The organism is Streptomyces sp. UW30, assembly GCF_008042075.1.
GTDB lineage: Bacteria > Actinomycetota > Actinomycetes > Streptomycetales > Streptomycetaceae > Streptomyces.
In genome coordinates, this window is the sequence record NZ_RDBN01000048.1 from 16,146 (window position 1) to 42,014 (window position 25,869).

24 protein-coding genes are annotated in these 25,869 nt (G+C 68.7%); 11 read left to right on the forward strand and 13 right to left on the reverse strand.

Annotated elements, in window-relative coordinates:
* Positions 1-24 precede the first annotated feature (24 nt).
* The 4 genes from mmsA (at position 25) to EAO75_RS32955 (ending at position 5,819) form a co-directional block, all read left to right on the forward strand.
* Entirely contained in the window at positions 25-1,575 is a 1,551-nt protein-coding gene (gene mmsA / locus EAO75_RS32940) for a multiple monosaccharide ABC transporter ATP-binding protein (protein ID WP_147998831.1), read from the forward strand.
* Complete coding sequence (mmsB, locus tag EAO75_RS32945) at positions 1,572-2,816, forward strand: multiple monosaccharide ABC transporter permease (protein ID WP_147998832.1); 1,245 nt, start codon at positions 1,572-1,574, stop codon at positions 2,814-2,816. The genes mmsA and mmsB overlap by 4 nt, the downstream gene beginning before the upstream one ends.
* Positions 2,817-2,886: 70 nt before the next feature.
* Positions 2,887-4,032: an aldose epimerase family protein gene (locus tag EAO75_RS32950; protein WP_147998833.1), complete on the forward strand. Its 1,146-nt coding sequence runs from the start codon at positions 2,887-2,889 to the stop codon at positions 4,030-4,032.
* A gap of 182 nt (positions 4,033-4,214) precedes the next feature.
* On the forward strand, positions 4,215-5,819 hold the full coding sequence (locus EAO75_RS32955) for a pyridoxal phosphate-dependent aminotransferase (RefSeq protein WP_147998834.1): 1,605 nt from the start codon (positions 4,215-4,217) through the stop codon (positions 5,817-5,819).
* A gap of 134 nt (positions 5,820-5,953) precedes the next feature.
* On the opposite strand, the gene EAO75_RS32960 is transcribed toward EAO75_RS32955, so the two are convergent.
* From EAO75_RS32960 to EAO75_RS32975, 4 genes are all read right to left on the reverse strand, one after another.
* Positions 5,954-6,253, reverse strand: a complete 300-nt coding sequence (locus EAO75_RS32960; protein WP_147998835.1) for an EthD family reductase — start codon at positions 6,251-6,253, stop codon at positions 5,954-5,956.
* A 32-nt stretch (positions 6,254-6,285) separates the two neighbouring features.
* Positions 6,286-7,299 (reverse strand): zinc-dependent alcohol dehydrogenase, encoded by a 1,014-nt coding sequence (locus EAO75_RS32965; protein ID WP_147998836.1) that lies wholly within the window; start codon positions 7,297-7,299, stop codon positions 6,286-6,288.
* Positions 7,300-7,411: 112 nt separating this feature from the next.
* Positions 7,412-7,858: a PaaI family thioesterase gene (locus tag EAO75_RS32970; protein WP_147998837.1), complete on the reverse strand. Its 447-nt coding sequence runs from the start codon at positions 7,856-7,858 to the stop codon at positions 7,412-7,414.
* Between the two features lie 220 nt (positions 7,859-8,078).
* Positions 8,079-8,705 (reverse strand): TetR/AcrR family transcriptional regulator, encoded by a 627-nt coding sequence (locus EAO75_RS32975; RefSeq protein ID WP_261989518.1) that lies wholly within the window; start codon positions 8,703-8,705, stop codon positions 8,079-8,081.
* Positions 8,706-8,935: 230 nt separating this feature from the next.
* Between EAO75_RS32975 and EAO75_RS32980 the strand changes: the two genes are divergently transcribed.
* Positions 8,936-9,763 (forward strand): MBL fold metallo-hydrolase, encoded by an 828-nt coding sequence (locus EAO75_RS32980; protein WP_222724006.1) that lies wholly within the window; start codon positions 8,936-8,938, stop codon positions 9,761-9,763.
* 285 nt (positions 9,764-10,048) lie between these two features.
* Here the strand turns inward: EAO75_RS32980 and EAO75_RS32985 are convergent, their stop codons facing one another.
* Entirely contained in the window at positions 10,049-11,017 is a 969-nt protein-coding gene (locus tag EAO75_RS32985) for an arabinan endo-1,5-alpha-L-arabinosidase (RefSeq protein WP_147998862.1), read from the reverse strand.
* A gap of 132 nt (positions 11,018-11,149) precedes the next feature.
* A complete protein-coding gene (locus EAO75_RS32990) occupies positions 11,150-11,584 on the reverse strand; it encodes an ATP-binding protein (RefSeq protein ID WP_147998838.1) in 435 nt (144 codons plus the stop codon).
* A 130-nt stretch (positions 11,585-11,714) separates the two neighbouring features.
* Between EAO75_RS32990 and EAO75_RS32995 the strand changes: the two genes are divergently transcribed.
* Together EAO75_RS32995 and EAO75_RS33000 are read left to right on the forward strand one after the other, a co-directional pair.
* The gene (locus EAO75_RS32995; RefSeq protein ID WP_147998839.1) at positions 11,715-12,554 is read left to right on the forward strand and encodes a helix-turn-helix domain-containing protein; all 840 of its coding nucleotides are present in this window, start codon (positions 11,715-11,717) and stop codon (positions 12,552-12,554) included.
* A complete protein-coding gene (locus EAO75_RS33000) occupies positions 12,551-12,736 on the forward strand; it encodes a DUF397 domain-containing protein (RefSeq protein ID WP_147998840.1) in 186 nt (61 codons plus the stop codon). The genes EAO75_RS32995 and EAO75_RS33000 overlap by 4 nt, the downstream gene beginning before the upstream one ends.
* Here EAO75_RS33000 and EAO75_RS33005 read toward each other — a convergent pair.
* A complete protein-coding gene (locus tag EAO75_RS33005; protein WP_147998841.1) occupies positions 12,718-15,918 on the reverse strand; it encodes a serine protease in 3,201 nt (1,066 codons plus the stop codon). The two genes, EAO75_RS33000 and EAO75_RS33005, sit on opposite strands and share 19 nt — an antisense overlap.
* Positions 15,915-16,253 carry a trypco2 family protein gene (locus tag EAO75_RS33010; protein ID WP_147998842.1) on the reverse strand — a complete coding sequence of 113 codons (339 nt, stop codon included), beginning with the start codon at positions 16,251-16,253 and terminating at the stop codon, positions 15,915-15,917. The genes EAO75_RS33005 and EAO75_RS33010 overlap by 4 nt, the downstream gene beginning before the upstream one ends.
* A gap of 168 nt (positions 16,254-16,421) precedes the next feature.
* Here EAO75_RS33010 and EAO75_RS33015 point away from each other — a divergent pair, with 168 nt between their 5' ends.
* Positions 16,422-17,183 (forward strand): intradiol ring-cleavage dioxygenase, encoded by a 762-nt coding sequence (locus tag EAO75_RS33015; protein WP_147998843.1) that lies wholly within the window; start codon positions 16,422-16,424, stop codon positions 17,181-17,183.
* Between the two features lie 72 nt (positions 17,184-17,255).
* Here EAO75_RS33015 and EAO75_RS33020 read toward each other — a convergent pair whose 3' ends face one another.
* Positions 17,256-17,915 carry a DUF4360 domain-containing protein gene (locus EAO75_RS33020; protein ID WP_147998844.1) on the reverse strand — a complete coding sequence of 220 codons (660 nt, stop codon included), beginning with the start codon at positions 17,913-17,915 and terminating at the stop codon, positions 17,256-17,258.
* A gap of 273 nt (positions 17,916-18,188) precedes the next feature.
* Here EAO75_RS33020 and EAO75_RS33025 point away from each other — a divergent pair, with 273 nt between their 5' ends.
* A complete protein-coding gene (locus EAO75_RS33025; RefSeq protein WP_261989520.1) occupies positions 18,189-18,464 on the forward strand; it encodes a hypothetical protein in 276 nt (91 codons plus the stop codon).
* Between the two features lie 182 nt (positions 18,465-18,646).
* Here EAO75_RS33025 and EAO75_RS33030 read toward each other — a convergent pair whose 3' ends face one another.
* The 4 genes from EAO75_RS33030 to EAO75_RS33050 all read right to left on the reverse strand — a co-directional run bounded on the left by EAO75_RS33030 (position 18,647) and on the right by EAO75_RS33050 (position 23,459).
* Complete coding sequence (locus tag EAO75_RS33030) at positions 18,647-20,173, reverse strand: alpha-N-arabinofuranosidase (protein WP_147998845.1); 1,527 nt, start codon at positions 20,171-20,173, stop codon at positions 18,647-18,649.
* Positions 20,174-20,338: 165 nt separating this feature from the next.
* Positions 20,339-21,172, reverse strand: coding sequence for a carbohydrate ABC transporter permease (locus EAO75_RS33040; protein WP_147998847.1), 834 nt, complete (start codon positions 21,170-21,172; stop codon positions 20,339-20,341).
* Positions 21,169-22,107, reverse strand: coding sequence for a carbohydrate ABC transporter permease (locus EAO75_RS33045; protein WP_147998848.1), 939 nt, complete (start codon positions 22,105-22,107; stop codon positions 21,169-21,171). Before EAO75_RS33045 ends, EAO75_RS33040 begins: the two co-directional genes overlap by 4 nt.
* A complete protein-coding gene (locus tag EAO75_RS33050) occupies positions 22,104-23,459 on the reverse strand; it encodes an extracellular solute-binding protein (RefSeq protein ID WP_147998849.1) in 1,356 nt (451 codons plus the stop codon). The genes EAO75_RS33045 and EAO75_RS33050 overlap by 4 nt, the downstream gene beginning before the upstream one ends.
* A 407-nt stretch (positions 23,460-23,866) precedes the next feature.
* Here EAO75_RS33050 and EAO75_RS33055 point away from each other — a divergent pair, with 407 nt between their 5' ends.
* Positions 23,867-24,484: a toxin-antitoxin system, toxin component family protein gene (locus tag EAO75_RS33055; RefSeq protein ID WP_187284679.1), complete on the forward strand. Its 618-nt coding sequence runs from the start codon at positions 23,867-23,869 to the stop codon at positions 24,482-24,484.
* The gene (locus EAO75_RS33060; protein WP_147998850.1) at positions 24,481-25,716 is read left to right on the forward strand and encodes a DUF6545 domain-containing protein; all 1,236 of its coding nucleotides are present in this window, start codon (positions 24,481-24,483) and stop codon (positions 25,714-25,716) included. Before EAO75_RS33055 ends, EAO75_RS33060 begins: the two co-directional genes overlap by 4 nt.
* The last annotated feature ends 153 nt before the right edge of the window (positions 25,717-25,869 follow it).

A 25,869-nucleotide genomic window follows, 5' to 3' on the forward strand; every position in this document is an offset into this window, starting at 1 on the left:
CCACTCTGATTGGAAGGCACGACCATGGCGGGACCCGTCCTGGAAATGCGCTCGATCGTCAAGACCTTTCCCGGCGTCAAGGCGCTGTCGGACGTCACGCTGACCGTCCGGCAGGGCGAGGTCCACGCCATCTGCGGGGAGAACGGCGCCGGCAAGTCGACCCTGATGAAGGTCCTCTCCGGCGTCCACCCGCACGGCACCTACGAGGGAGACATCCTCTTCGAGGGAGAGGTCTGCGAGTTCCGGGACATCCGGGCGAGCGAGCACTACGGCATCGTCATCATCCACCAGGAGCTGGCGCTGTCGCCGTACCTCTCCCTCGCGGAGAACATCTTCCTCGGCAATGAGCACGCCAAGGGCGGGTTCATCGACTGGCGGGAGACCCTGCGGCACGCCACCGAGCTGCTGCGCCGGGTCGGCCTGTCCGACCACCCGGACACCCGTGTCGCCGACATCGGCGTGGGCAAGCAGCAGCTCGTGGAGATCGCGAAGGCGCTGTCGAAGAAGGTGAAGCTGCTCATCCTGGATGAGCCGACCGCGGCCCTGAACGACGAGGACAGCGGCAAACTCCTGGATCTGATCCTGGAGTTGAAGAAGCAGGGCATCACCTCGATCATCATCTCCCACAAGCTCAACGAGATCCGCAAGGTCGCCGACTCGGTGACGATCCTCCGTGACGGCCAGACCATCGAGACGCTCGATGTGAAGGCGCCGGAGACCACCGAGGACCGGATCATCAGCGGCATGGTCGGCCGGGACCTGGAGAACCGCTTCCCGGACCGCACGCCGCACGAGCCGGAGGAGGGCACCGCCCCGGCCCTGGAGATCCGCAACTGGACCGTGCACCACCCGATCGACCAGCAGCGCAAGGTGGTCGACGATGTGTCACTGTCCGTGCGGCGCGGGGAGATCGTCGGCATCGCGGGCCTGATGGGCGCCGGCCGCACCGAGCTCGCGATGAGCGTGTTCGGGCGGACGTACGGCCGCTACCACGGCGGCTCGGTCCTCAAGGACGGCAAGGAGATCCGTACGAAGACCGTCCCCGAGGCGGTGAAGCACGGCATCGCGTACGTCACCGAGGACCGCAAGCACTACGGCCTGAACCTCATCGACACCATCAACCGGAACATCTCGCTCAGCGCGCTGGGCAAGGTCGCCAGCCGGGGCGTGGTCGACGAGCACGAGGAGCGGCAGGTCGCCGAGGCCTTCCGCAAGTCCATGAACATCAAGGCGCCGACCGTCTTCGAGCCGGTGGGCAAGCTGTCCGGCGGCAACCAGCAGAAGGTCGTCCTCAGCAAGTGGATCTTCGCGGGTCCGGACGTGCTGATCCTGGACGAGCCCACGCGCGGTATCGACGTCGGCGCCAAGTACGAGATCTACACGGTCATCGACCAGCTGGCCGCCCAGGGCAAGGCGGTCGTCTTCATCTCCTCCGAGCTGCCGGAGCTGCTCGGCATGTGTGACCGCATCTACACGATGGCCGCGGGGCGGCTGACCGGCGAGTTCTCGCGGGCCGAGGCCTCGCAGGAATCGCTGATGCGTCAGATGACAAAGGACAAAGAGGTAACCCGATGAGCACGGATGTGACCGCCAAGACCCCGGCCCCCGCGCCGCCGGGGAAGAGCTCGGGGGCCGCGGGTGACGGCCTGCTCCAGCTGGTGCTGGACGGCCTGCGCCGCAACATGCGGCAGTACGGCATGCTGATCGCGCTCGGCCTGATCGTGGTGCTGTTCGCGGTGTGGACCGACGGCGACCTGCTGCTGCCGCGCAACGTCTCCAACCTGGTGCTCCAGAACAGCTACATCCTGATCCTCGCGATCGGCATGATGCTGGTCATCATCGCGGGCCACATCGACCTGTCGGTGGGATCGCTGACGGCGTTCATCGGCTCGATGGCCGCGGTGTTCATGGTGCGGAACGATCTGCCCTGGCCGGTGGCGGTGATCCTCTGCCTCGCCATGGGTGCCCTCGCGGGCGCGGCACAAGGGTTCTTCATCGCGTACGGCGGCATACCCTCCTTCATCGTGACCCTCGCGGGCATGCTGATCTTCCGCGGTCTGACGGAGATCTTCCTGGAGGGCCAGACCCTCGGCCCGTTCCCGGAGGGTCTGCAGAAGGTCGCCAACGGCTTCCTGCCCGAGGTCGGCCCGGACACCAACTACCACAACCTCACACTTCTGCTCGGCTTCGCGATGATCGCGCTCGTGGTCTTCCAGGAGTTCCGTGACCGCCGCCGCCAGCAGGAGTTCTCGCTCGACGTCCCGCCCTTCAACCTCTTCCTGCTGAAGCTGGTCGCGCTCGGCGCCGCCATCCTCACGCTGACGATGCTGCTGGCCAGCTACAAGGGCGCCCCGATCGTGCTGCTCATCCTGGGCGTGCTGCTCGTCGGCTTCGGCTACGTCATGCGCAACGCGATCATCGGCCGCCACATCTACGCCATCGGCGGCAACCTGCCCGCGGCCAAGCTGTCGGGTGTGAAGGACAAGAAGGTCACCTTCCTGGTCTTCCTGAACATGGGCATGCTCGCGGCCCTGGCGGGTCTGGTCTTCGCCGCCCGCTTCAACGCGGCCTCTCCCAAGGCCGGCCTCAACTTCGAGCTGGAGGCGATCGCGGCCTCGTTCATCGGCGGCGCGTCGATGAGCGGCGGCGTCGGCACCGTCCTCGGCGCGATCATCGGTGGCCTGGTCCTGGGCGTGCTGAACAACGGTATGAACCTCGTCGGCATCGGCACCGACTGGCAGCAGGTCATCAAGGGTTTGGTGCTGCTGGCCGCGGTCGGGTTCGACGTGTGGAACAAGCGCAAGGTCGGTTCGTAAGTCCAAGGGGGCCCCGCCGGAAGGCGGGGCCCTTCCACTCTCGGTTCAACTTCCTGAGCAGGAGCCGCACATGGACATGAGCAGACGTACGGTCATAGCCGGCGCCGCGGCGGCGGGGATCACCGCCGCGACCATCGGCAGCGCACACGCCACGGGAGGCGGGACGCCGGTGAAGTCGCTCTTCGGCAAACTCGCCGACGGCACGAAGGTCTACAGCTGGTCGCTGGCCAACGGCGGCACGCGGATGAAGGTCCTCTCCTACGGCGGCATCGTGCAGTCCCTGGAGATCCCGGACCGCCGCGGCCGGTTGGCCAACGTCTCCCTGGGCTTCGACAACATCGAGGACTACGTCGCCAAGAGCCCGTACTTCGGCGCACTGATCGGCCGCTACGGCAACCGCATCGGCAAGGGCAAGTTCTCCCTCGACGGCAAGGCCTACCAGGTCAACGTCAACGACGGCGTCAACAGCCTGCACGGCGGCGCCAAGGGCTTCGACAAGCGGGTGTGGGACGTCGAGCCGTTCACCAAGGGCTCGGACGTCGGCCTGCATCTGTACTACACGTCCGTCGACGGCGAGATGGGCTACCCGGGCACGCTCAAGGTGAAGGTGACGTACACCCTCACCCGGCACGGTGACTGGCGCATCGACTACGAGGCCACCACCGACAAGGCCACGGTCGTCAACCTCACGAGCCACGTCTACTGGAACCTCGCCGGCGAGGGCAGCGGCACGATCGAGAACCACCGGCTGAAGATCGACGCCTCCCGCTACACCCCCGTCGACTCGGGCCTCATCCCCACCGGTGAGCTGGCCCCCGTCGCGGGCACCCCCTTCGACTTCCGCCGCACCAAGGCGATCGGCGAGGACCTGCGCGAGGCTCACCAGCAGCTGCTGTACGGCAAGGGCATCGACCACAACTGGGTGCTCGACAAGGGCATCTCGCCGCGCCCCGAGTGGATCGCCACCCTGAAGGACCCGTCCTCCGGCCGCACCCTGCGGATGGCGAGCACCGAGCCCGGCCTGCAGTTCTACTCCGGCAACTTCCTCGACGGCACCCTGGTCGGCCCGTCCGGCCGCACCTACCGGCAGGGCGACGCACTGTGCCTGGAGACGCAGCACTTCCCTGACTCGCCGAACAAGCCGTCGTTCCCCTCGACGGTGCTGCGACCTGGGCAGACGTACCGTTCGACGACGGTCCACTCGTTCAGCCGCTGACGTCCGAGACGTCGTCTCTGACTGATCTTCACAGGTGGCACACAAGTTCTTACCGATTTCTCAGTGGTTGAACAGCGCCACCCCAGTCTCCGTATGTAAGGGCGGCCCGTGCTCCCCCGCGCGGGCCACCCAAGACGACGGGCCCGGTSGTSKCCACCGGGCCCGCCCCCTACGGAGGTTCCATGGCCGACAACGTCACCTCGCTGTTCCGCAGCACCGCGGCACACAGCCCGTCGATGGCGGCGCTGACGCGTGAGGGCGGCGACGGGGCCGGTCCGGTCGACTTCTGCATTCCCTGCAACCCGTACTTCCCGACGCCGGAGATGTTCCAGGACATGGGGGCCCGGCTGCGGGACATCATCACGTACTACCCGAGCAGCGCCGACACGATCACGGCCGAACTGTGCAGCCTGCTCCAGCTTCCGCCGCAGTGCGTGGCGATGGGCAACGGCTCCACCGAGCTGATCACCTGGATCGACCACCTGATGGTCCGTGAGTCCCTCGCCATCCCCGTCCCCACGTTCGGCCGCTGGACCGACCAGCCCATGGAGACCGGCAAGCGGGTCGACATGTTCCCGCTCCAGGAGTCCAGCGGCTTCGCCCTGGACCTCGCGCAGTACGCCGAGTTCATCCGGGCCAGGGGGACCCGGGTGGCCGTGATCTGCAACCCGAACAACCCCGACGGCGGCTACCTCCACAAGCACGCGCTCGTGCAGTTCATGGACGCCATGGCTGACCTGGACCTCGTCATCATCGACGAGTCGTTCCTGGAGTTCGCCGACGCCGAGCAGGAGCCGTCGGTCGTCCAGGAGGCGATGCTGCGCCCGAACGTCATCGTCCTGCGCTCCCTCGGCAAGAACTTCGGCCTGCACGGCATCCGCTTCGGCTACCTCGTCGCCAACCCGGCCCTCGCGGGCATGGTCCGCTCCATGCTGCCGAAGTGGAACCTCAACGCCTTCGCCGAGCACGTGGTGTTCATGCTCAAGAACCACGGCGCCGAGTACGCGCAGAGCCTCCACCAGGTGCGCCGCGACCGCCTCGACATGGCCAGCCACCTGGCCCAGCTGCCCGGCCTGACGGTCTACCCGTCACAGGGCAACTTCCTCTTCGTGCGGCTCCCCGTGGGCGCCGAGGGCACCGTGGTCCGCGACCGGCTGCTCACCGAGCACCGGATCCTGGTCCGCGAGTGCGGCAACAAGATCGGTTCGTCCAGCCGCTTCCTGCGACTCGTGGTGCGCCCCCAGGTGGACGTGCGTCGCCTGGTGTCCGGCCTGGAGCAGGTGCTCTACGGGTCCAGGAGGGGAGCCGCCGTACCCGAGCTGGGTACAGGGACCAACTACAGCTCGGGTACGGCGGCCGTGGACCGGTTGGTCAGCTCCACGAACGGGGCCGGCATGCCGGGGCTCGCCGCGCAGGCCATGGCGGCGCCGATGCCTGCGGCGCCTCAGCCGCAGGCGATGCCGCAGGGCGGCGGTATGCCGATGCCCGCGCCGGTTCCGGTGGCCCCGGCCGCGGCGCCGGCGCCCATGCCCGCGCCCATGCCCGCGCCGGTGCCTGTGGCACCTGCGCCTGTGGCACCCGCGCCGATGCAGTTCCCGTCGCCGGTTGCGCCGGCCGCGGCTGCGGCGATGCCCGGTCCCACCCCGCCGGGGGTGCCGGCTCGGGGTGGACTTACGGCGGCGCAGGTTCGGGGGACGACCGGGCCGGGGCTTACGCCCGCGCCGGCGACCGGGTGGCCGAACAGCCAGAGTTGGCCGAATGCGGCGGGGATGGGGGCGGCGGGCTAGCTGCGCCGCTTCGGACCGCCCTTGCCGGCGGCGCAGGGAGTCACAGCAATCGGTCGGTACTCCTCTGTCGTCAGGACGGATTCAGAGGCACCTGGTGGTCCGCTCGGACCGCCCACCCCGGCTGTCGGCCGGCTTCAGGGTTGCCGTGGAGAGGAGGTGTACAGGGCGGTCGAAGCGACCTCGAACCCTGCCGCGTGCTCTCTGGCCTCCGCCAACTCAGCGGACCGCAGTGCGGTAGCCACGGCGTCCTCGTCGGCGAAGGACATCTCGGCCACCAGATACGGCGTCACGCCGCGGAGCCCGCGTGGGTGGGAGAGGTGGAAGTCGACGAGGCCAGGGATGGCCCTTACCAGCGCGACGTGCTCGTCGCGGTACCGGGCGTCGAAGGCGTCGGGGTCGGCGGGGCCGAAGTACTCGACGACGATGCGGTGCATGCGTTTCTCCTTGCTCGGTTCAGTTGGTTGGTTCAGTAGCCGTCGCGGACGACGAGGGGCTTGCGGAGGCCTTGGGCCAGGGCGGTCGGGGCGTCCTCGAAGCTCACGACGTCGGAGAACACCGGGAGAGGGTCAACGGTGCCGTCGGCGATGAGGGCGAGTACGTCGGGGATGATCGGACCGACGTCGGGCCGGCCCGTCGTGAACGTCACGCCCTGCATGTACATCGAGTACGCGGGCACGGCGACGTCTTGCCAGTAGATGCCGAAACTGTGACAAGTGCCGCCCGGGGCGACCGCGCGGAGGGCTGTATGAAGCCCGTCGGGACGGCCGGACGCATCGAACGTCACTGGGAACTCGCGGCCCCGGGGCACTTCGTCGAGGATCTCGGCGCCCAGTCGGCGGGCAAGTTCAACGCACTCGGGGTCGAGGGCGTCGACGTAGGAGACCGAGGACGCACCGAGTGCCTTGGCGAAGGTGACAGCGAAGACTCCGACTGAGCCGGTTCCTCCGATGACGAGAACGTCGGCGCTCGGCGCATTGCGCAGCGCCTGGGCGACCGCGCCGTAGGTGTCGGAGAAGTTGTCGCTCACCGACGCTGCCGCGCGGGCGCTGACACCCTCGGGCAGCGGTGCCAATGCGTAGCCGGCAAAGGGGATGCGAACCGCTTCGGAGAAGAAGCCGCCGTAGTCACCGCCGACGGGCAGGCCGAACATCGCGTTCCGCGGAACGTTCGTACAACCGGTGGGGCGGCCGGAAACACACGAGGCGCAGGTGCCGCACGCGACATGCCAGGCGGGGACGACCAGTTGACCAGGCTTCACGTGCGAGACGTTGTCGCCCACCTCGATGACCTTGGCCACGGTCTCGTGCCCGAGGGCGAACGGGCCTTCGAACGGGGCCAGACCCGCGATCATGAAGCGGTCCAGGTCGCAGGTCGTCGAGACGACCGGTTGGACGATCGCGTCGTCGTCGGACTCAAGTACCGGCATCGGAGCGTCGACGTATCGCAGCTCGCCCTTCTTCACGAACTCGAATCTCTGCACGGGTAGCCCTCCTCAGGACTCGGTCAGACGGGACCGGAAGCCGGCGCATGTCGCGGTCCGGGGCCCCGGGTTGGTGAACGAAGGTCTGCCTCCGCAGGGTTGATGCCGACGCTCATCCTTGAATCAGGCAGGTTGTCGTGCCATGAGCGACAAGCCGGCCCTGCTCGTCCAGCACCCTTCCCTCGGCGGTGGCCGTGCGGCGGCCGGCGTGGATGACGGAGCCTGTCGCCGTGAGGGTCTGCCCCTCGGTGCGGGCTGCTCGGATGTAGTTGACCTTGAGTTCGAGGGTGGTGTAACCGACGCCGGCAGGCAGGGTCGTATGAACGGCGCAGCCCATGACGGAGTCCAGGAGGGTGGCGGCTATACCGCCGTGGACAGTGCCGAGGGGGTTGGCGAAGTCGGGTCGGGTGTCGAGGGAGATGACGACGCGGCCGTTGTCGACTTCGTCGAAGCGCATGCCGAGCAGGCGGCCGATGGAAGGGATGTCGGTGGGGCGTTCGGTCTGCACCCAGCGCATCAGTTCCAGGCCGGTCATGGCGGCGATGTCGGTGGTGGTCACGGTCGTTCTCCTGTGTGGTTCTCAAGCCGCTTCGACGGCGGGCTTCGTCAGGTCAGCAGGGGCACATGAGGGCTGAAGGCCGTACGGGGCGGAGCACACTTCGAAGCCACGGGCCGGCCCTGTCAACTGCCCTGTCAGCCCAGCGGGTTGGTGGTGTCGCGCAGGGTGGTCAGGACTTGGGCGTATATGCGGGCGTCGGCGTCGTCGTCGGCGATACGGGTCAGTGGATATGGGGTGTACTGCTCGGAGCGGGGTCGGCATCGGGGCGGTTGCTCAGTGCATGGGCCAGCAGGTCGTGCATCTCGGTGGCGACCGCCTCGATCGGGGCGGTGCTCTGCTGAGCCCGGCACATGACCACCGCTCCTTCCTCCGCGGCGACGACGAGGGCGGCAAGCCGGCGGCTTCGGTCCTCGGCCAGGCCGTGACGCCGCAACATGGCCGTCAACGCCTCCTGCCAGCCGGCGAAGACCTCGCCTGCGGAGCGGGCGAGGTGGGGGGCTTCGTCGTTGGCCTCCACGGCCACCGCCACGATCGGGCAGCCGGCCCGGAAGCGGCTCTTCACGAGTTGGTCGCGCCACACGGTGAAGAACGTGTCCATGCCTGCCACCGGATCGTCGGCCTGCATGGCGGCCTCGATCACGCCGGCCATGAAGTCGCCGGCCAGCTCGACCGCCTCTTCGACCAGCTGCGTCCGCCCGCCGGGGAAGTGGTGGTAGACCGAGCCGCGCGGGGCGCCGCTGTGGGCCAGCACCCGGTCGATGCTGGTCGCGCTCGCGCCGTACTCGCGCAGCAGGGCCACGGTGCTGCTGACCATCCGCTCGCGACTGTCGCTCTTACGAGGGCTCACGAAACCACCACCTCAGTACGCCCCGCGCAGCCGGAGATGGGCCCGGCCGCGGAGGTCCAACGTTCGTCCATGCTGGTCCGTCTTCCTCGTCGCGGAGATGTGGGGGCTGCCCACACAGGCGGACTCGCTGAACCTAATCTATGGTGTATGACATAGAACATGCAAGGAAGCTTGTGCGCTCCCACTGGTCCGAAGTTCCGCATGCGTATGACAGACAGGAACCGAGTCACATGACCACTCAGCTGAACGTCAACGTCTTCACCGCCCCGGAGAAGCCACTGGTGGCAGAGCGGCCCCGGCCGTTCGGAGCGCCGACGGCCTGGGATCCGATGACCTCGACCCTGATCTACGGCGAGCACGACGCCGTCCTGGTCGACCCGCTGACCACCGTCCCCGAGGCCGAGGCACTGGCCGACTGGGTCGCCCTGCACCACCGCAACCTGACCACGATCTACATCACCCATGGCCACCTCGACCACTTCGGCGGCCTCAGCGTGCTGCTCCGGCGCTACCCCGAGGCCCGCGCCATTGCGACACCGGGCTCGGTCGAGCTGGCACGAGCGCACGGCAAGGCGCTGCCGGCCTTCCGCAAGTGGTTCCCGGGGCAGATGCCGACCACGCTCGCGCTGCCGGAGCCCTACGAGGACGAGACCTTCACCTTGGAGGGCCACGAGCTGCGGATCATCGAGCAGGGCCACACCGACGGCAAGAACAGCACCTCCTTGTACGTCCCGTCGATCGACCTCGTGGTCGGTGGTGACGTCTTGTACAACCAGTGCCACTCGTACGTCGCCGAGACCACCCCCGAGATCCGCGAGAACTGGATCGCCGCGCTGGACCGGCTGGCGGCACTGAACCCGAAGACGGCCGTGGCCGGTCACAAGAAGCCCGGCGCCCCGGACACCTCCGAGTGCATCGAGACGACGAGGCGCTACCTCACCGACTTCGGACGCCTCCAGGAAAAGACGTCCACCGACCGGGAGCTGTTCGACGCCATGCACGCGCTCTACCCCGACTTCGCCGCCAAGCAGGCGTGGCTGATGTTCGGCCTGTCCTGACACGCCGTCCCGCGGAGACGCCGGCGGCCCATGGAACAATCCCTTCAGCCACGGGTCAGGGGAGCGACTGGCAGATGTCCTCGGCCTGGCCCGTTCGCGCCGGATCAGCCGGAGTGATCACATCGGCACCTACTCCTACTGCGGTCGCTGCAACCGCTTCTGACCGAGGTGCGGCCGGGGTGGTTCAGGGTAGCCAACTGATCGCTTGGTGATGACATCGGTCCAACTCGTCGTCACCAGGCAGTAGTTGCCGTCGCGGTACGAGATCCAGCGCGGCCGGCAGGGTCAGTAGGCGACGGGCCATCCGGTGCTCCAGTTCAGGAGGTTGATGCCCAGCTTGGGGGTGCCGCTGTCGTTGCCGTCGTAGTAGTGGTAGACGATCAGGTCGCCGTCGGCGTCGTTCATGATCGACTGTCCGCCGGGGCCGATGACGCTGCCGTGGGATTCGAGGACCGGGGTCCCGCCGTTGCTCATCATCGGGACACCGCTCTTGTCGACGTACGGGCCCGTGATGCTCGTGGCCCTGCCGACCTTCACCTTGTAGGTGCTGCTCGTGCCGGCGCAGCAGGTGTCGTAGGAGGCGAAGAGGTAGTAGTAGCCGCCCCGTTTGACGATGAAGGGCGCCTCGACGGCCTTGGTGCCGGTCGGGCGGGAGGCGAGCGAGTAGCGGGTGGTGTTGGACGAGAGCTGCTTCCCGGTGGACGGGTTGATCTGGATCATCTTGATCCCGGTCCACCAACTGCCGAAGGACAGCCACCACTTGCCGTCGTCGTCGACGAAGAGGTTCGGGTCGATGGCGTTGTAGTCGCTGGGGGAGCCGGACGTGTAGACGGTGCCGTAGTCGGTCCAGCTGCCCGGCAGTCCGGTCGTGGAGCCCGCCAGGCCGATGGCGGAGGTGTTCGAGCCGAACTTCGAGACGGAGTAGTACATCAGGTACTTGCCGCCGTGGTACGAGATGTCCGGCGCCCAGGCCTCCGGCACGGAGGAGTAGGTCGACCACCAGCCGGGGCGGCTGCCGAAGGCGTCGGCGCCCGCGCTGAAGGCCGTGCGGTCGGACGACGTCTTGTTGGCGATGCCGCCTCCGGTGGCGTAGAGCAGGTACTGGCCGGAGGAGGTGCGGATCATCGACGGGTCGTGGGTGACGACGGATCCGGTGACCCGGCCGGGGTTGGGGTAGGCCGACGCCGCCGATGGGATGAGGGCGAGTAGGGCGGCTGCGGGAAGGGCGAGGAGGGTCGTGCGTTTGCGGCTCATGCGGCTCATGCGGCTCATGCGGGTCCTCCTTGCGGGTGGGGGTGTTCATTCGTCCGGTATCTCGGACGCTGCTCGCAAGTTCGAACGGGACCGTAGAATCGAACCCCTTGCGCGTCAATGGTTCGCGCAGCCTCACCCGCCACCAAGCGACAGCCACCCCGGCAGATCCACCTCCGCGCGGACCGTCTTGCCGGGCGGCTCCCGGTCCAGCACCTCCCAACGGGAGGCCAGGGCCTCGACGAGAACGAGTCCGCGGCCGTGTTCGTCAAGCGGGTCCGGATGCCTTACGTCGCCCGGTTTCGGAGGACGCTGTTCAGTGAGGGTGTCACTGACCTCGATCCGGACGCTGCCCGCGGGCAGGGACAGGCGCAGCTCGAAGTCCCGTCCGGAAACGCGGCCATGGATGACGGCGTTGGCGGCGAGCTCGGCGACGATCACCGCGACGGCCTCGGAGACGTCGCTGCCGTACGGGATGCCCCATGCCTGGAGCTGGTTCAGGGTGAGGTGCCGGGCGAGGCGGGCGCCGCGGGGAGTGGCGCTGAGGCGCTGGGCGAGCGGTGCTGACATGCGCTCAATTTGGCGGCCGTGGAGGGTGATTCACCAGGTGAGCGCCGCGTACGGTCCGCGAGCGTACGCGGTTACGCACTGGACAGTACACGTGACCGACCGTGACCATGTGCGCGGGAGGTGACCAACGGTGGTCGATGGTGCGGGTGCGGGAACGTGTGGCGAGCCGGAGTCGTCGGACAGTCTGCGGACGTTCGGGGCGGTTGTACAGGCCCTGCGGGAGCATGCGGGGCTCAGTCGGGAAGAGTTCGGGGATCTGGTCGGGCTGTCCAAACACAGCGTGGCTTCGGTGGAGTTGGGGAGGCGGATGCCGGATCCGACGTTCCCGGAGCGGTCGGATCCGGTGCTGGGGAATACGGGTGCCTTGATGAAGGCGGCGCGGCATCTGGCTCGACAGCCGGGGTTGGCGGCGTGGTTTCGGCGGTGGGCGCAGTTGGAGTCGACGGCGATCACGCTGTACACGTACGAATGCCGGTTGATTCCGGGGTTGTTGCAGACTGAGGCGTACGCGCGGACGCTGTTCACGAACCAGCTGCCGCCGCTGAGCGACGAGCAGATCGAGGCGCAGTGGGTAGCGCGGGCGGAACGGCAGGAGCTGCTGCGGGAGCGACCGAACACGGCGTTCGCCTTCGTCTTGGAGGAGCACCTGTTCCGGCGGCGAACGGGCGGATTGGAGGTCACGCGGGAACTCGTCGACCACGTGATGGAGATCGCCGGACTGCGGAACATCGAGATTCAGATCATGCCGACGGTACGCGAGACGCATTCAGGGCTCGCTGGCCCAATGCAGCTCCTTGAGACTCCGGAGAACAAGTGGTTCGCCTACTGCGAGGGGCAGCGAGGCGGCCTGCTCGTATCCGACCCGAAAGAGGTCAGCGTCCTCCAGAAGCGGTATGTAAGTATGCGTTCACAGGCTCTCACCCCCGAAGACTCCGTGAGCCTGTTGCAGCGGATGCGAGGAGAGCTATGAGCACCAGCGAACTGACGTGGTTCAAGTCGAGCTACAGCAGCAGCGGTGACGGCGACTGCGTAGAGGTCGCCACCTGCCCCCACACCATCCACGTCCGCGACTCGAAGGACACGGCGGGCCCCCAGCTCACCCTCTCCCCCACCACCTGGGCCGACTTCCTCGCCTACGCCTGCGGGAGTTGATGGAACCGCAGCCGGTCGCCGAAGGCCTCCGCTCCCACGAGGTCGGGCTCGCTCGGTCCTGAACTCCACAACTCGACCCGCAGGTCAGGCCTGCCGTGCAGGTCCCGCAGGTCGAGCGTGCCCGGCACCGTCGTTCTCAGGCCCAGGGCCAGCCTTCTCAGGCCGGGGAAGACGCGGCCCAGCTCCCTGGTGTCCCGGTAGTCCCACAACCCGGTGAGCATCAGCCGCTCGACCCGAGGCAGCGCTTCCACCGGCTGAAGTTCGCGGAGTGAGTCGATCCCCAGCGCGATCCGGGTGAGCCGGGGCGCGCGGCGCGCGGAGCGGAGGATCCAGAGCGGGTTCCGGCAGTACCCCTCGACCGTCAGCGCCCGCAGATTCGGCCATGCCTCCAGCTCTCCGAGCCGGCCGAGGCTCTCGATGCCCACCTCCAGGTGGCGCACGCCGGGATGCGGGGCGATGTCTCCCTGGGTGATTCCGGTCAGGCGAAGTGCCGTCAGGCCGAGGTCCCGTAGCGCGGAGAGGTCCCACAGGGCTGGGCAGTCCTGTAGTTCGAGAACGCTCAGATCCGGTCGGCCGCGCAGGAAGCCGAGGCATTCGATCGCCTCGTTGTCCCAGATCGCCAGAGATTCGAGACGCTGGGCCGGGAGTTGGGCGTCCAGTTCCTCCGCCAAGTACGAGCCGCGCACGGTGAGCTTGGCGACGGACCCCAGGCGAGGCAGTCGTAGGAACTTCGCGGGCTTGTCGACCAGCAGGTCGGGCAGATGGGCCCCGTCCAGGACCTCGTCGACGTAATCCTGGAGCGGGTGGAGATCCCAGGCCCTGGCGACCTCGGCGCGGATGTCCGGTTCCGGATTCGCCGCGCACTGCCTCAGCTTCTGCCGGGCCTTCGCGCTGCGTACGCGGCCGAGGAGCCGTACGGTGTTCAGGGCCACGCGGTCGCGCAGCTGTTCCGCGTCCGGCAGCAGCCCCACGACCCAGTCGCCCAGACCCGCGAGGTCCTCGACCTCCTCACGGTCCCGGGGCGGCATGAGAGAGCCGATCCGGTCCTTCGCCATCTCTATCAGACCGGAGTTCAACGACTGGACGTTGAGCGCGCACCGTGCGGCCAGAGCGTAGAGGCGGTACTGCTCGCCGCGGTGCTCGGCGGCGTCCCCGCGGCCCAGCAGGTCGGTGATGAGATGGCCGGCGGCCGGACGCGCCGCGTGCCCGGCGGCCAGCACGATCACGTCCTGCCAGTACTCGCTGAGAGCGTGCTGCGGGAGTTCCTCCAAGTAGCCGCTCTCATGGAACTCCTTGGCCGCCAGGAAGTCCTGGAAGGTGCGGTGGATGAACTGGATCGCGTCGTCCGCCCGTTCCTGCAGCAGCCCGCTGCGGTCCAGCAGGAAACGCAGGATCTTCTCCGGCGCCCCGCCGTGATCCTGGGTCTGGGGCATGTCCCGCATGGCGAGGGACAGTTGACGGACGGCCTGCGCGTGGGTCAGCTGCTGCTGTCCCATGCGGACCAGCCAGATGGCCAGCCGCTGGAGCAGGGTGTGCTGTTCGTCGGAGTCCAGTCGGACGTGTTCGGCGTTGAGTACGCCCCGGCCCGCGTCGCGGCCGCCGAGCAGCATGGCGAGGGCGGCGCGGTAAAGCTGCCAGCGTGTTGTGGGCAGGAGACCTCGGCGGCGCCGGTGCAGGGCGCAGATCACGGCGCACAGCAACGGGGTACGGGCGAGGTCGCGCAGCGCGGGGTTCCGCTCCAGCTGGTGCGCCAGATCCTGTTCCAGGGTGGTGAGGAGCTCGTGTTCCTCGCGGCATTCGAGACGGGCCGCGTTGTGCCAGGCGTGCACGAAGGCGCGGATGTCGTCGTCGCTCATGGGCAGGAGGGTCAGCTCGGCGAAGCCGTCGCCTCTGAGCCACCGCTCCTCGACCGCGTTGGGGCGCACGGTCGCCAGGCACCGGGTGCCGGGATACCGGTCCAGGAGGGCGCACAGCCACCGCCGGGCCTCCTCCCGCTCCTCCGCCGGGACCTCGTCCAGGCCGTCCACCAGGAGGAGTCCGCGCCGCGCTTCCAGTACCCGGCGGGTCCAGCCGTCGGGCTGGCCGTCCGTGCTGACCCGCCCGGCGGCCAGGAGTTCCGACACCGTGGGGAAGCGTCCACCGCGCGCGTGCACCTCACGCAGCGGGATGACGAACGGGACCAGGCCGTTCAGTTCGGCGAGATCGTCGTTCAGCGTGCCGTTCGCGGCATGGGCAGCGAGCCACCAGACGAGGGTCGTCTTGCCGGCGCCCGCCTCGCCGCGCAGCAGGACCAGGGGCCGGTCGGTCAGCAGGGTCTCGATGCGCTGGGCACTGTCCCACGCCGGGCCGGGCCGTCGCGGGCCGGGGATTGACGACGGGTAGGCGGCAGCCTCGGCTCGCAGGCTCAGATAGGCGGTGTCGAGGTCCCAGCGGGATTCGCTCCGGCCGAGTTCCTCGATGCCGAAGATCTCCATCTTGCGGTACTGCGCACTCAGGTCCTGCGCATACCGGCTCTCGAACAGCTCGTCCTGGGGGTTGACCTCGGTGATCATCTGGAGCCGGGTCTGGAGGAACCCCATGGCTCCTTCCTGGATGATGCCCGACATCGGTGCCGCCTCGATCCTGAGGTGGTGACGGCCCTGAGGAACCTGCGTCACCACACCGAGCAGCACCGGGCCGGCGAAGACCGGGGCGCCGGACAGTCCGCCGAGCGGTGAGGTCCGGCGCCGGCGCTCATCGGCGGCCGGCTGGTCCAGCTCGCAGGTGACAGCGCCCTTGTTCCGTCCGGCCATGGGCAGCACGGTCACGCGGTACTGGTCGTACTCCAGGTCCTCGCCGTGCTCGCCGTAGCGCTGGATCTCGGGGAAGCCGACGATCTGGCAGTGCGGGAGCGGGACGTCGGTGCCGAGCTTGCCGAGGCGGAGACGGCCCATGGGCGCGGCGCACTCGGCGCTGATCACATCCACGAGGGAAATCAGGCAGGCGACGTCGAGTCTCTGGTTCGCCCAGCCGATACGACAGGGCACCGGCTTGCCCGACGAAGGGTGGACCACCTCGACGGTCTCACTCCCCTCGACCACATGCCCTGCCGTGAGCACCGTCCGCTCATCGAGCAACACCCCGCTCCCCTGCCCGCGCCCCCACACCACAACGGCCCGCTCCAGAACCTGCCTCCCGATCACCGCCCGTTCTCTCCATCACCGAACCGCCCGACACTCCCCCGGCTCTCGTTGCGCACCTTCCACGGCTGCCCGGTCCTGGAGTCCAGCGCCCTGAGCGTGACCGCCACCCGATGCGTCCGTGTCGTGCCCCCGCCGCCATCGACCCCGGCCTCCATCACCCAGGCCTTCACCTTGACCCCTCCCGTGACTTCCTTGTGCAGCTCGACGCTGAACTCCAGCTCGATGTCGCCCACTTCGAAGGTCACGTCCTGGCCGGCCGAACGAGCCGCCGCGGTGATCAATTCGTCCCGTACCGCCTGTACGGCGTCGGCCAGTTCGATCCGATTGTCGGTCATGTGCCCAACGCTAGAGAGTCGCGGGACCACTCCGCCGTCGGTTGCCTGAACAGAGCCGTCCAGAGCCGTCCAGAGCTGTCCAGAGCTGTCCAGCAACGGACTTGACGTCCCGTCACTTTGCCCAACTGACAGCCCGCCAACAGGATGCCTTCCTACGGTGCCGTGTCCATGACAGACACTTCGAAGGCAGCAACCCCCACCGCGATCGGACGCCGCACCGTACTGATCGCCACCGGCGCCACGGCCGCAACCCTGGCCGTGGGCGCCGCCGCGCCCGAAGCCCCCACAGCCGCACCGGCCCCCGTAGCCGCAGCGGCCGTCTGCACCCTCACCAAGGAGATGACCGAAGGCCCCTACTACCTCGACGGACAGCTCGTCCGCGCCGACATCAGCGAGGACAAGACCGGCATCCCGCTGGAGCTCACCCTCACCGTCGTCGACGACGACACCTGCGCACCCCTGAGCAGCGCCCTGGTGGAGATCTGGCACTGCGACGCCCTCGGCGAGTACTCCGGCTTCGTCGGCAACAACGGCCACGACGAGCCCGACAACGGCACGTTCCTGCGCGGCGGCGTGCTCACCGGGTCAAACGGCGTCGCACGCATCACGACCGTGTACCCCGGCTGGTACCGCGGCCGGTGCGTCCACATCCACGTCAAGGTGCACACCGACGTCACGCTCACCGACGACGGCTCGTTCACCGGCGGCCAGGAACTCCACACCGGCCAGCTCTTCTTCAACGAGACGATCACGACGCGGGTCGCGGCCCTGGCCACCTACGCCGCCAACACCGTCCCGCGCACCACCCTCGCCCAGGACGGCATCTACGACGACGGGGGCGCCGCGTCCGGGCTGCTGACCCTGACCGCGCTGGGCAGTTCGACCTCCGCCGGCTACGCGGGGACGCTGACCCTCGGAGTGGCGAACTGACCCGACCCGCACCGACACCGAGCCGCGCCCGGCTGCCACCAGCGGGCGCGGCTCGGCTGCGTACCGGTGCCGCTACTGGCGCGGACACTCCTTCCACGCCAGGTGGTACACCGTGCTGATGTCACCGTCCGTCGAGTCCATGGTCATGAAGCTGACCTTGCTCGGAGAGGACGTGCCGGCGTTCACCCGGAGCTCGGTGTTGATGTTGAAGTTGCGCTGCTTTCCACAGGGCGCCCAGACCAGCTGGGCCCAGTCGGTCTCGTCGGTGGCCTGCCAGTTGTCGGCGAGCGGGCCACTGAAGGGGTGGTTGCGGAACTGCGTGTTCGGCGAGCCCTGGAAGTAGTACGAGGCTCTCTGCATGGCGCTCGCGCCGGGCTGGAGGGACGCGAAGCCGCGGTAGTCGGCGCTGGCGATGGCGTAGGTGAAGCCGCCGGGGACATGCACGACCAGGTTGAGCTGGCAGTTCTTACGGAACGCCGTGGGGTCGGAGTTGCCGCCGACCTGGGCGAGGTAGTCGCTGTAGGTCACGGTGAAGGCGGTGTTGTCCTCCGAGACGGCGACGGCGGTGGTGCCCTGGGGGCAGCCGGAGCCGTTCACCGTGGCGACCTTGATGACGATCTTGTCCGGCGGCGGGTCTTCGAACGCGGGAGCCGCCTGTGCGGGCAACGCGGCGGTCAGCAGAGCGGCCAGCGCGCCGCCGCTCAGCAGGAACCGCAGGAGTCCACGTGCCATGGATCTCTCCTTGGGGATGGGGGGTGGCTGCGCCCCCAGCCCCACATTTCAGCGTCGCCACATCTTCGTTCAACCTTTGAAGAAGCGGTGACTTTTCTGTGAAGGCCGAAGGCGTTCGCAGCGTAGGTAGCCACGTGAGCGCCAGCCAGGGTGAACTCCAGCCATTTACAACACAGTTGGCCACTGGATCCCCAGGTCGTTCACAGCCGCACATGAAGCCGTTCCTCAGCTCGGCTCCTGACTTGCTTCGCATGACGGGAAACGCAGATCCATATGCGAGTGCACACAGACGTGACGCTCACCGACGACTCGTACACAGGCGGCGACATCATTCACACCGGGCAGCTGTTCTTCCACCCGGACATCAGCACCGAGATCCAGGCGACCTCGCCGTACTCGGCGAACACCACCAAGGAGACCCGACTGACGGACGACGGCAGCGACGACGACGCAGGCGCGCCCTTTGGCCTGCTGACCCTCACGGCACTCGGCGAAAGCGTGTCGGACGGCTGCAAGGCGACCTTGACAGTGGGCGTCAGTACCGCCTGAACGGCTCGGTCAGGTGCCGACAGGCTGCCGCTCCTGCACGGACTCGGCCACGTCCGGTGCCCAGGGCCGGCGGCAGCGTGGTCGACGTCACCCCGTATGCCATGCCGAGGCTGCCGTCCACGAGCGGGGTCCCAAGCTGKGCGCAGCCTTGGGACCCCGTGAGGATTTCTCATCCGGCCCGCTCAGCCCGTCGGTCGGCCCAGCCGGATCACGTTCCACGACAGCGGTTCCAGTACGGCGGTGAGGCGGCCGTCCTCCAGCGCCGTGCCCTCGACCCGGTGCGGGGCGACCCGCTCGGGGTCGTCGAGGGTGTTGCGGGCGTCCGGGTCGGCGTCCGCGAGGGCGCTGTGCTCGATGACCCGCGTCAGGTCGAGGCCGTTCAGGGCGACATCGAGCGGCAGCGCCTCGGTGCGGCTGCGGTTGACCGCGAAGACGGTGACCGTGCCGTCGTCGGCGCGTACGGCGGTGGCGTGCAGCAGGTCGGTCTCGCCGTACTTCTTCGTCTCGTACGTCGGTGAGTCGACCCGGACGTCGAGGACCTGGCCGCGGCCGTACTCTGCGGCCTGCGCGAAGGGGAAGAACGTCGTCTGCCGCCAGGCCGGGCCGCCCTGCTCGGTCATGATCGGGGCGATGACGTTCACGAGCTGCGCGAGGCAGGCGACGGTGACGCGGTCGGCGTGCCGCAGCAGGCCGATGAGGAGCGAGCCGAACACGACGGCGTCGGTGACGCTGTAGTTGTCCTCCAGCAGGCGCGGCGCCTCAGGCCAGTCGTGCTGCTCGAACGTCTTCGCGCGCGCCTCCCACTCGGGCAGGTACCAGACGTTCCACTCGTCGAAGGAGAGGTTGATCCGCTTCTTCGACTTCAGCCGGGCGCCCACGTGGTCGGCGGTCGCGACGACGTTCTCGATGAAGGACTCCATGTCGACGGCGGAGGCGAGGAAGGAGTCGATGTCGCCGTTCTCGGGCCAGTAGTAGGCGTGCAGCGAGATGTAGTCGACGAGGTCGTAGGTCTCCCCCAGGACCGTCGCCTCCCACTCGGCGAAGGTCGGCATGGACTGGCTGGAGGAGCCGCAGGCGACGAGTTCGACGCCGGGGTCGATCTGCCGCATGGCGCGGGCGGTCTCGGCGGCGACACGGCCGTACTCCTCGGCCGTCTTGTGGCCGGTCTGCCAGGGGCCGTCCATCTCGTTGCCGAGGCACCACAACCTGATGCCGAAGGGGTCCTTGTCGCCGTGGGCGACACGCAGGTCGGACAGGGCGGTGCCCTCGGGGTGGTTGGCGTACTCCTGGAGTTCGAGGGCTTCGGCGACGCCGCGGGTGCCGAGGTTGACGGCCATCATGGGCTCGGCCCGGGGGCCGATCTTGCGGAGGAAGTCGATGTACTCGGAGAGGCCGAAGCGGTTGGACTCCGTCGAGTGCCAGGCGAGGTCGAGGCGGCGGGGGCGGTCCTCGGCGGGGCCTACCGAGTCCTCCCACTTGTAGCCCGATACGAAGTTGCCGCCGGGGTAGCGGACTGCTGTGACGCCGAGTTCGCGGACGAGGGCGAGGACGTCCTGGCGCAGGCCCTTCTCGTCGGCCGTGGGGTGGTCGGGTTCGAAGATGCCGGTGTAGACGCAGCGGCCGAGGTGTTCGACGAAGCTGCCGAAGAGGCGGGGATTGACCTCGCCGATGGTGAAGGCGGGGTCGAGGGTGAAACGGGCGGTGTGCATGGGCGCCTTTCGGGGTGGGTGGATCTGATGCGTTGGCGAGTGCGGGTCTGTGGGGGCTGGTCGCTCCCCCAAGCTCTCGGCTTTGCTCGAGCAGGGGGGACCCCCATCGCGGCGGAGCCGCAAATCGATGCAGTCCCGCGCCCCTTGGGGCGTTCGGCCTGCCGCCTATTGACCCGCCAGGCCCGTGTGGGCCACGCCCGCCACGATCTGCCGCTGGAAGAAGACGAAGACGACGATCAGGGGCAGGCCCGCCATCAGGCCGCCGGCCATGAGCTGGGCCCACTGGATGCCGTAGGAGTTCATGACGGTCGCGATGCCGTTCGGCATGGTCATGAGGTCGGGGTTGTTGGTCACCATGTACGGCCAGAGGAAGTTGTTCCAGGAGGCGATGAAGGTGAAGATGCCGACCGCCGCAAGGGAGGGGCGGGCGAGGGGGACGACGATGGTGAAGAAGACCCGCCAGCGGCCCGCGCCGTCGATGAACGCGGCCTCCTCCAGCTCGCGTGGGACCCCCTGGAAGAACTTGTAGAGGATGTAGACCATCGCGGCCGGGGCGCACTGAGGAAGGATCATGCCCCAGTACGTGTCGACCATCCCCATCTGCTGGACCGTGGTGAACAGCGGGACGCCGAGGACCGCCGGGGAGATCATCAGGCCCGCCATCACCACGCCCATCAGGACGGACTTGCCGCGGAACTCCGTGCGGGCGAAGCCGTATCCGGCGAGTGCGCTCACGAGCAGCACCACCGACGTCACGCAGACCGAGACGACCAGGGAGTTCACGAACCAGTCCGTGATGTTGCCGGACTCGAACAGGGCCGTCCAGGCCTGGCCCGTCCAGTCCTCCGGCAGCCAGTGCGGGGGCACCTCGACGGCCTCGGTCTCCGACTTGAGCGAGGTGAACAGGCCCCAGGCGAACGGGGCGAGGAAGACGACCGAGACGGCCGCGCCGAGGAAGGTGAGCAGGATCTGGCTGGGTGTCCACGCCTTGGTCGTCATCGGGCGGCGCTCTCCTCACGGTTGCGCAGCAGCCACATCCTCGCGAGGGCGACGGCCGCGATGATCACGAAGAAGATGATGGAGATCGCGGAGGCGTAGCCCACGCGGTAGCTGGTGAAGCCCTCTTCGAGGGTGTACTGCACGAAGGTGCGGGTGGAGTTCTCCGGTCCGGGGCCGAAGTCCATCATCACGACGGCCTGGTCGAAGACCTGGAGCGAGGCGAGGATCTGCAGGGCGATGACGAGGCCGGTGATGTTGCGCAGCATCGGCAGGGTGATGTGGACCATGCGGTGCCAGGCGTTCGCGCCGTCGAGCTTGGCGGCCTCGTAGAGGTGGTCGGGGATGGACTGGAGCGCGGCGAGGTAGAGCAGGAAGCTGAAGCCGACCGTCCACCACAGGGTGGTGATGACGAGGGCGAGCATGGCGTACGACTTGTCGGTCAGCCACGGGGTCTCGATGCCGAAGAGGTGGTTGATCATGCCCGTGCCGGGGTTGAACAGCCACTGCCACAGGTTGCCGGCGACCGTGGAGGGGAGGAGGAAGGGCGCGAAGAAGCACAGGCGCCACAGCCACTTTCCGCGCTCGATGTGGTGGGCGAGCATCGCGAGGAGGAAGGCGAGGACCGTGATGCAGGGGACGACCAGGAGCGTGAAGTACGCGCTGTGGCCGAGCGCGTCCCACATCAGCGGGTCCCCCAGGGCCTCGCGGTAGTTGCCGAGGCCGATGAAACTCGCGCCGTCGCCGGTGATGTTGGCGTCCGTGAAACTGAGGTAGATGCCGCGCAGCAGGGGCCAGATCACGAAGAGCGCGAAGAGGGCGAGGAAGGGCGCGACGAACCAGCCGCCGTGCTGGAAGCCCTGTTTGCGGCGGAGGGTGGCGCTGTCGGCGGCGGTCGTGACGCGGGTCGGTGCGAAGACGGTCTCGGCGGTCGTCATACGGCCGTACCTCCCTGCGCGGCGGTCTTGCCGTCCATGGGGTTCTGCATGGCGAGCAGCGTGCTGAGCTCGCTCCTCATCCGGCGGGCGACGACGTCGGGCTTCGCGGAGCCGAGCGTCGAGGAGACGACGATCGGGCCGACGCGCTGGGCGAGGATGCCGGTGGAGCCCGCGAACCACACCTTCGGTTCGGTGGCCTGGTGGTCCATGGCCGAGGCGTACTCGTTCTGCGGTTGAAGCTTCTGGTACGCGGCGGTGGACAGGGTGGGTGTGTAGGCGGGGATGTGGCCGCCGGCCGCCCACTGCCGGGCGTGCGTGACGATGTACGCGGCGAGCCGGTGGGCCCCGTCGTCGGTGGCGCCGCCCCGGTCGGACTGGTGGGGCAGGACGAACGCGTGCGACTCGGCGTGGGTGGCCTGCTCGCCGAAGACGGGCGGCAGCGGCACGGCGCCGTAGTCGAGCTCGGCGCCCGAGTAGACCGGCACCGACCAGTTGCCCTCCCAGGCGAAGGGGGCGCCGTTGATGAACTGTTCGGCTCCGACGGAGCCCATGCCCGGGTCGGCGTACCCGTCGGTGACGTGCCGGCGCAGGAACTCCAGGACCTGGGTGGCCTTGTCGGTGTCGAAGGTGACCTCGGTGTTGTCCGCGTCGAACCAGGTGCCGCCGAGCTGGGTGTAGAAGGCGACGAAGAACCACCATTGGAAGTTCTGGTCGTTGACCCACATTCCGATGGTCTGCAGGCCCTTCCTGGTGGCCTTCTTGGCCTCCTTCAGCACGCCGAACCAGTCGTCGGTCGAGGTGACCGGCACGATCCGGCCGTCGGCGCCGAGCAGGCCCGCCTTCTTGAGGACGTCCTTGCGGTAGAAGCAGAGCTGGACGTGGATGTCGAGCGGGAGGGCGTAGAGCTTGCCGTCGATGACGCCGCGCTGCCACAGGGCGGGGTTGAAGTCCCCTTCCCGTACGCCGTACTCGGCGAGCAGGTCGACGTCCCAGGCGTCCAGGAGACGGCCGGGTGAGAAGCCGGTGACCCGGCCCATGTGCATGACGCCGAGGTCGGGTGCGCGGTTGCCGGCGGCGGCCATGGCGAGCTTGGTGTAGAAGGGGTTGCCCCACTGGAGGGTGGAGTCCTTCACGTCGATGCCGGGGTTCGCGGCCCGGAAGGCGTCCAGCATCGCGATCATGTTGGAGCCGTCGCCGCCGCTGAACAGGTTCCAGTAGCGCACCCTGGTGTCCGCGCCGGAGGCGAGCGCGTCGGCGCCGGTACCCAGTGCGGCGAAGCCGAAGCTGCCGGCCACCGCCAATCCGCCCGCGGTGGCCAGAAGTTGCCTGCGATTCAGGTCAGGTCGTCCCATTGCCTGCCCTTACTGGTTCGAGATATCGAATTATGCCCGTAACTTCGAACGGGACCGTAAGATGGAAGCGCTTTCCAGTCAATGCCTCGTGCACGAATTCCGGGCCGACGTCCGGGTCTCAGCGACGTCGCGAAGTCGGCGCCGGGCGCTGCAGCACGCCAAGGGGCGCGGGGCTGTGTCGATATGCGGCTCCGCCGCGATGGGGGTCCCCCCTGCTCGAGCAAAGCCGAGAGCTTGGGGGAGCGACCAGCCCCCACGGACCCGCGGACGACCAACGACCCGACCCGGCCCCACCCGCGGAGCGCTTCGTTCCCGGTTGAACAACGGTCGCCGGATCACATGACGCGGGCACTTCGGGCCGCGTAGGCTCGAACGGCCCGCCGAACGGCGGGGGGACAGGGGGTGCGATGGACATCGCGGGCGCGCGCAGGAAGGCGGCCCGGGTCGCTTCGGTGTTACGGCCCCGGCGCTCTCCCGCCGCCACCGGGATGCGGGACCTGGCTTCCGATCTCAGCGCGGCCGTGCGTGCCAGACCCCACCCCCCGGTCGACGTCGATGAGTTGTGCCGCGCACTGTGCGCGGAGATGAGCGCCCGGCGCGGCGGGCGGCCCGTGGAGCTGCGGTTCGAGCGGTTTCCGGACGAGATCGAAGTGACCGGGCTGTGGGTGGAGTTCCAGGACTTCGACCTGGTCATCGTCGAGGAGCGGGCCGAGGCGGTGCAGCGACTGGTGGTCCTCGGCCATGAGTTGTGGCATCTGCACGCCGGGCACCGCGACCATCACAGCGCCGGGACCGCCGCCGCGCACGCGCTCGCGGGCACGCCCGGCTGGCGGGACACGGCCCTCACGGTGGCCGCGCGCAACGGCTCCCGGGAGCGGGACGAGGCCGAGGCCGACGACTTCGGGCACCGGCTGGCGGCGGCGTTCCGGCCGCTGCTGTCGGGCGAGGGCGGTGCGGACCTGCCCCTCGACCCCGTACAGCGCTCCCTCGGCTACCGGGGACGGAAGAGGGGTGCAACGCCATGACGGCGCTCGCGCTGACGCCCGTCGAGTTCGTCAACGAGTTCTATCCGAACTTCTGGTGGATCCCCGCCGGGATCCTCGCCGCCGCCCTGGGCATCAAGCTGCCCAGCATCATCCGGCTGTGGAACGACCCGCTGCTGCGCGCCGTCGGCGGGCTGCTGCTGCTCGCCTGCTCGGTGTTCGTGTTCGTGGCGCCGTCGACGATCGCCCGCGTCAACCGGCTGACGGGGATCGTGAACTTCTCCGGGCCCTGGGTGTACTCCCTGCTCACCGCGTTCTGCGCGTGCTGTCTGCTGCTGATCATCACCTGGCGCAGCGGCCTGTCCGACCGCTCCCCCCGCACCCGCCGCGCCATGCGCGGGGTCGTCGCCGTCTACTCCGGTGTGATCGTCGCGATGTGGGTGCTGTTCGCCCTGGCGGACGTGCCGGTGGAGCGGCTGCGGGACCTGGACACGTACTACGCCACCACCCCGTACGTGCGCGAGATGATCGTGCTCTATCTGCTCGCGCACACCACGGCCGCCCTGATCACCAACTGGCTGATCTGGAACTGGATCCGTACCGACGGACTCGACGCCTGGCTGCGCTGGGGCCTGAAGTTCCTCGGCGTGGGCTACACCCTGCAACTCGTCTTCGACGCCGCCAAGATCACCGCCGTGGTGACCCGTTGGGCGGGCCGGAACCTGGACTGGCTGAGCACGGCGGTGGCGCCGCCCATCGCCTGTCTGTCCGCCATCCTGGTCGCGGTGGGCTTCATCCTTCCGCACGCCGGCCAGTATCTGCACGACCGCTGGCGCATCCGGCTCGCCCACCACGAACTGCGGCCGCTGTACCAGCTGATGCGGTCCGTCAACGGCGGCGGCATCCCCTTCGCCCTGCGCGCCACCCCGGAGCTGCGGCTGATCCGCCGGGAGACGTTCATCCGCGATGTGCTGCTGCCGCTTGCCCGGTTCGTGGACGAGGAGCGGCGCAGGCGGTCCTACGACGCCGCCGTCGCGCTCGGCCTGCCGACCCAGCGGGCGAAGGCGCTGGCCGCCGCGGTGGCGATCCTGGACGCCGTCGACGCCAGGAGCAGGGCCCGCGAGGGCGACGGCACGGGCGGGACCGACACCACGGAACTGCTGCGGGACATCGGTGCCATGTCCCGGGCCCTGCGCGACGCCGAGGACATCCGGGCGGTGCGGGAGCGGGCGCGCGTACAGGTCCGGCCGGACGACGTGCGCGTCCCCAACTGAGCTGCGGCTAGCGGGGGTTCAGAACGGGGCGGGCGCCCCGGGCGCTGCTCCCCCAAGGCAGCGCCCGGACCCCCGTGACAGCCCGAGGCTGCCTCGCAGACGGCGAGCCGACAGTGCTCGCGTCCCCCGTCGAGGCGGCCTCGGCCTCATCCG

Excerpts from the sequence above, each read along its gene's own strand:
- EAO75_RS33015 (WP_147998843.1), top strand. The coding sequence starts at position 16,422 with ATGACAGACACTTCGAAGGCAGCAACCCCCACCGCGATCGGACGCCGC.
- EAO75_RS33060 (WP_147998850.1), top strand. The coding sequence starts at position 24,481 with ATGACGGCGCTCGCGCTGACGCCCGTCGAGTTCGTCAACGAGTTCTAT.
- EAO75_RS32950 (WP_147998833.1), top strand. The coding sequence starts at position 2,887 with ATGGACATGAGCAGACGTACGGTCATAGCCGGCGCCGCGGCGGCGGGG.
- EAO75_RS33030 (WP_147998845.1), bottom strand. The coding sequence starts at position 20,173 with ATGCACACCGCCCGTTTCACCCTCGACCCCGCCTTCACCATCGGCGAG.
- mmsA (WP_147998831.1), top strand. The coding sequence starts at position 25 with ATGGCGGGACCCGTCCTGGAAATGCGCTCGATCGTCAAGACCTTTCCC.
- EAO75_RS33055 (WP_187284679.1), top strand. The coding sequence starts at position 23,867 with ATGGACATCGCGGGCGCGCGCAGGAAGGCGGCCCGGGTCGCTTCGGTG.
- EAO75_RS32985 (WP_147998862.1), bottom strand. The coding sequence starts at position 11,017 with ATGAGCCGCAAACGCACGACCCTCCTCGCCCTTCCCGCAGCCGCCCTA.
- EAO75_RS33045 (WP_147998848.1), bottom strand. The coding sequence starts at position 22,107 with ATGACGACCGCCGAGACCGTCTTCGCACCGACCCGCGTCACGACCGCC.
- EAO75_RS33000 (WP_147998840.1), top strand. The coding sequence starts at position 12,551 with ATGAGCACCAGCGAACTGACGTGGTTCAAGTCGAGCTACAGCAGCAGC.
- mmsB (WP_147998832.1), top strand. The coding sequence starts at position 1,572 with ATGAGCACGGATGTGACCGCCAAGACCCCGGCCCCCGCGCCGCCGGGG.
- EAO75_RS32955 (WP_147998834.1), top strand. The coding sequence starts at position 4,215 with ATGGCCGACAACGTCACCTCGCTGTTCCGCAGCACCGCGGCACACAGC.
- EAO75_RS33025 (WP_261989520.1), top strand. The coding sequence starts at position 18,189 with ATGCGAGTGCACACAGACGTGACGCTCACCGACGACTCGTACACAGGC.
- EAO75_RS33040 (WP_147998847.1), bottom strand. The coding sequence starts at position 21,172 with ATGACGACCAAGGCGTGGACACCCAGCCAGATCCTGCTCACCTTCCTC.
- EAO75_RS32960 (WP_147998835.1), bottom strand. The coding sequence starts at position 6,253 with ATGCACCGCATCGTCGTCGAGTACTTCGGCCCCGCCGACCCCGACGCC.
- EAO75_RS33050 (WP_147998849.1), bottom strand. The coding sequence starts at position 23,459 with ATGGGACGACCTGACCTGAATCGCAGGCAACTTCTGGCCACCGCGGGC.
- EAO75_RS32980 (WP_222724006.1), top strand. The coding sequence starts at position 8,936 with ATGACCACTCAGCTGAACGTCAACGTCTTCACCGCCCCGGAGAAGCCA.
- EAO75_RS32990 (WP_147998838.1), bottom strand. The coding sequence starts at position 11,584 with ATGTCAGCACCGCTCGCCCAGCGCCTCAGCGCCACTCCCCGCGGCGCC.
- EAO75_RS33020 (WP_147998844.1), bottom strand. The coding sequence starts at position 17,915 with ATGGCACGTGGACTCCTGCGGTTCCTGCTGAGCGGCGGCGCGCTGGCC.
- EAO75_RS33010 (WP_147998842.1), bottom strand. The coding sequence starts at position 16,253 with ATGACCGACAATCGGATCGAACTGGCCGACGCCGTACAGGCGGTACGG.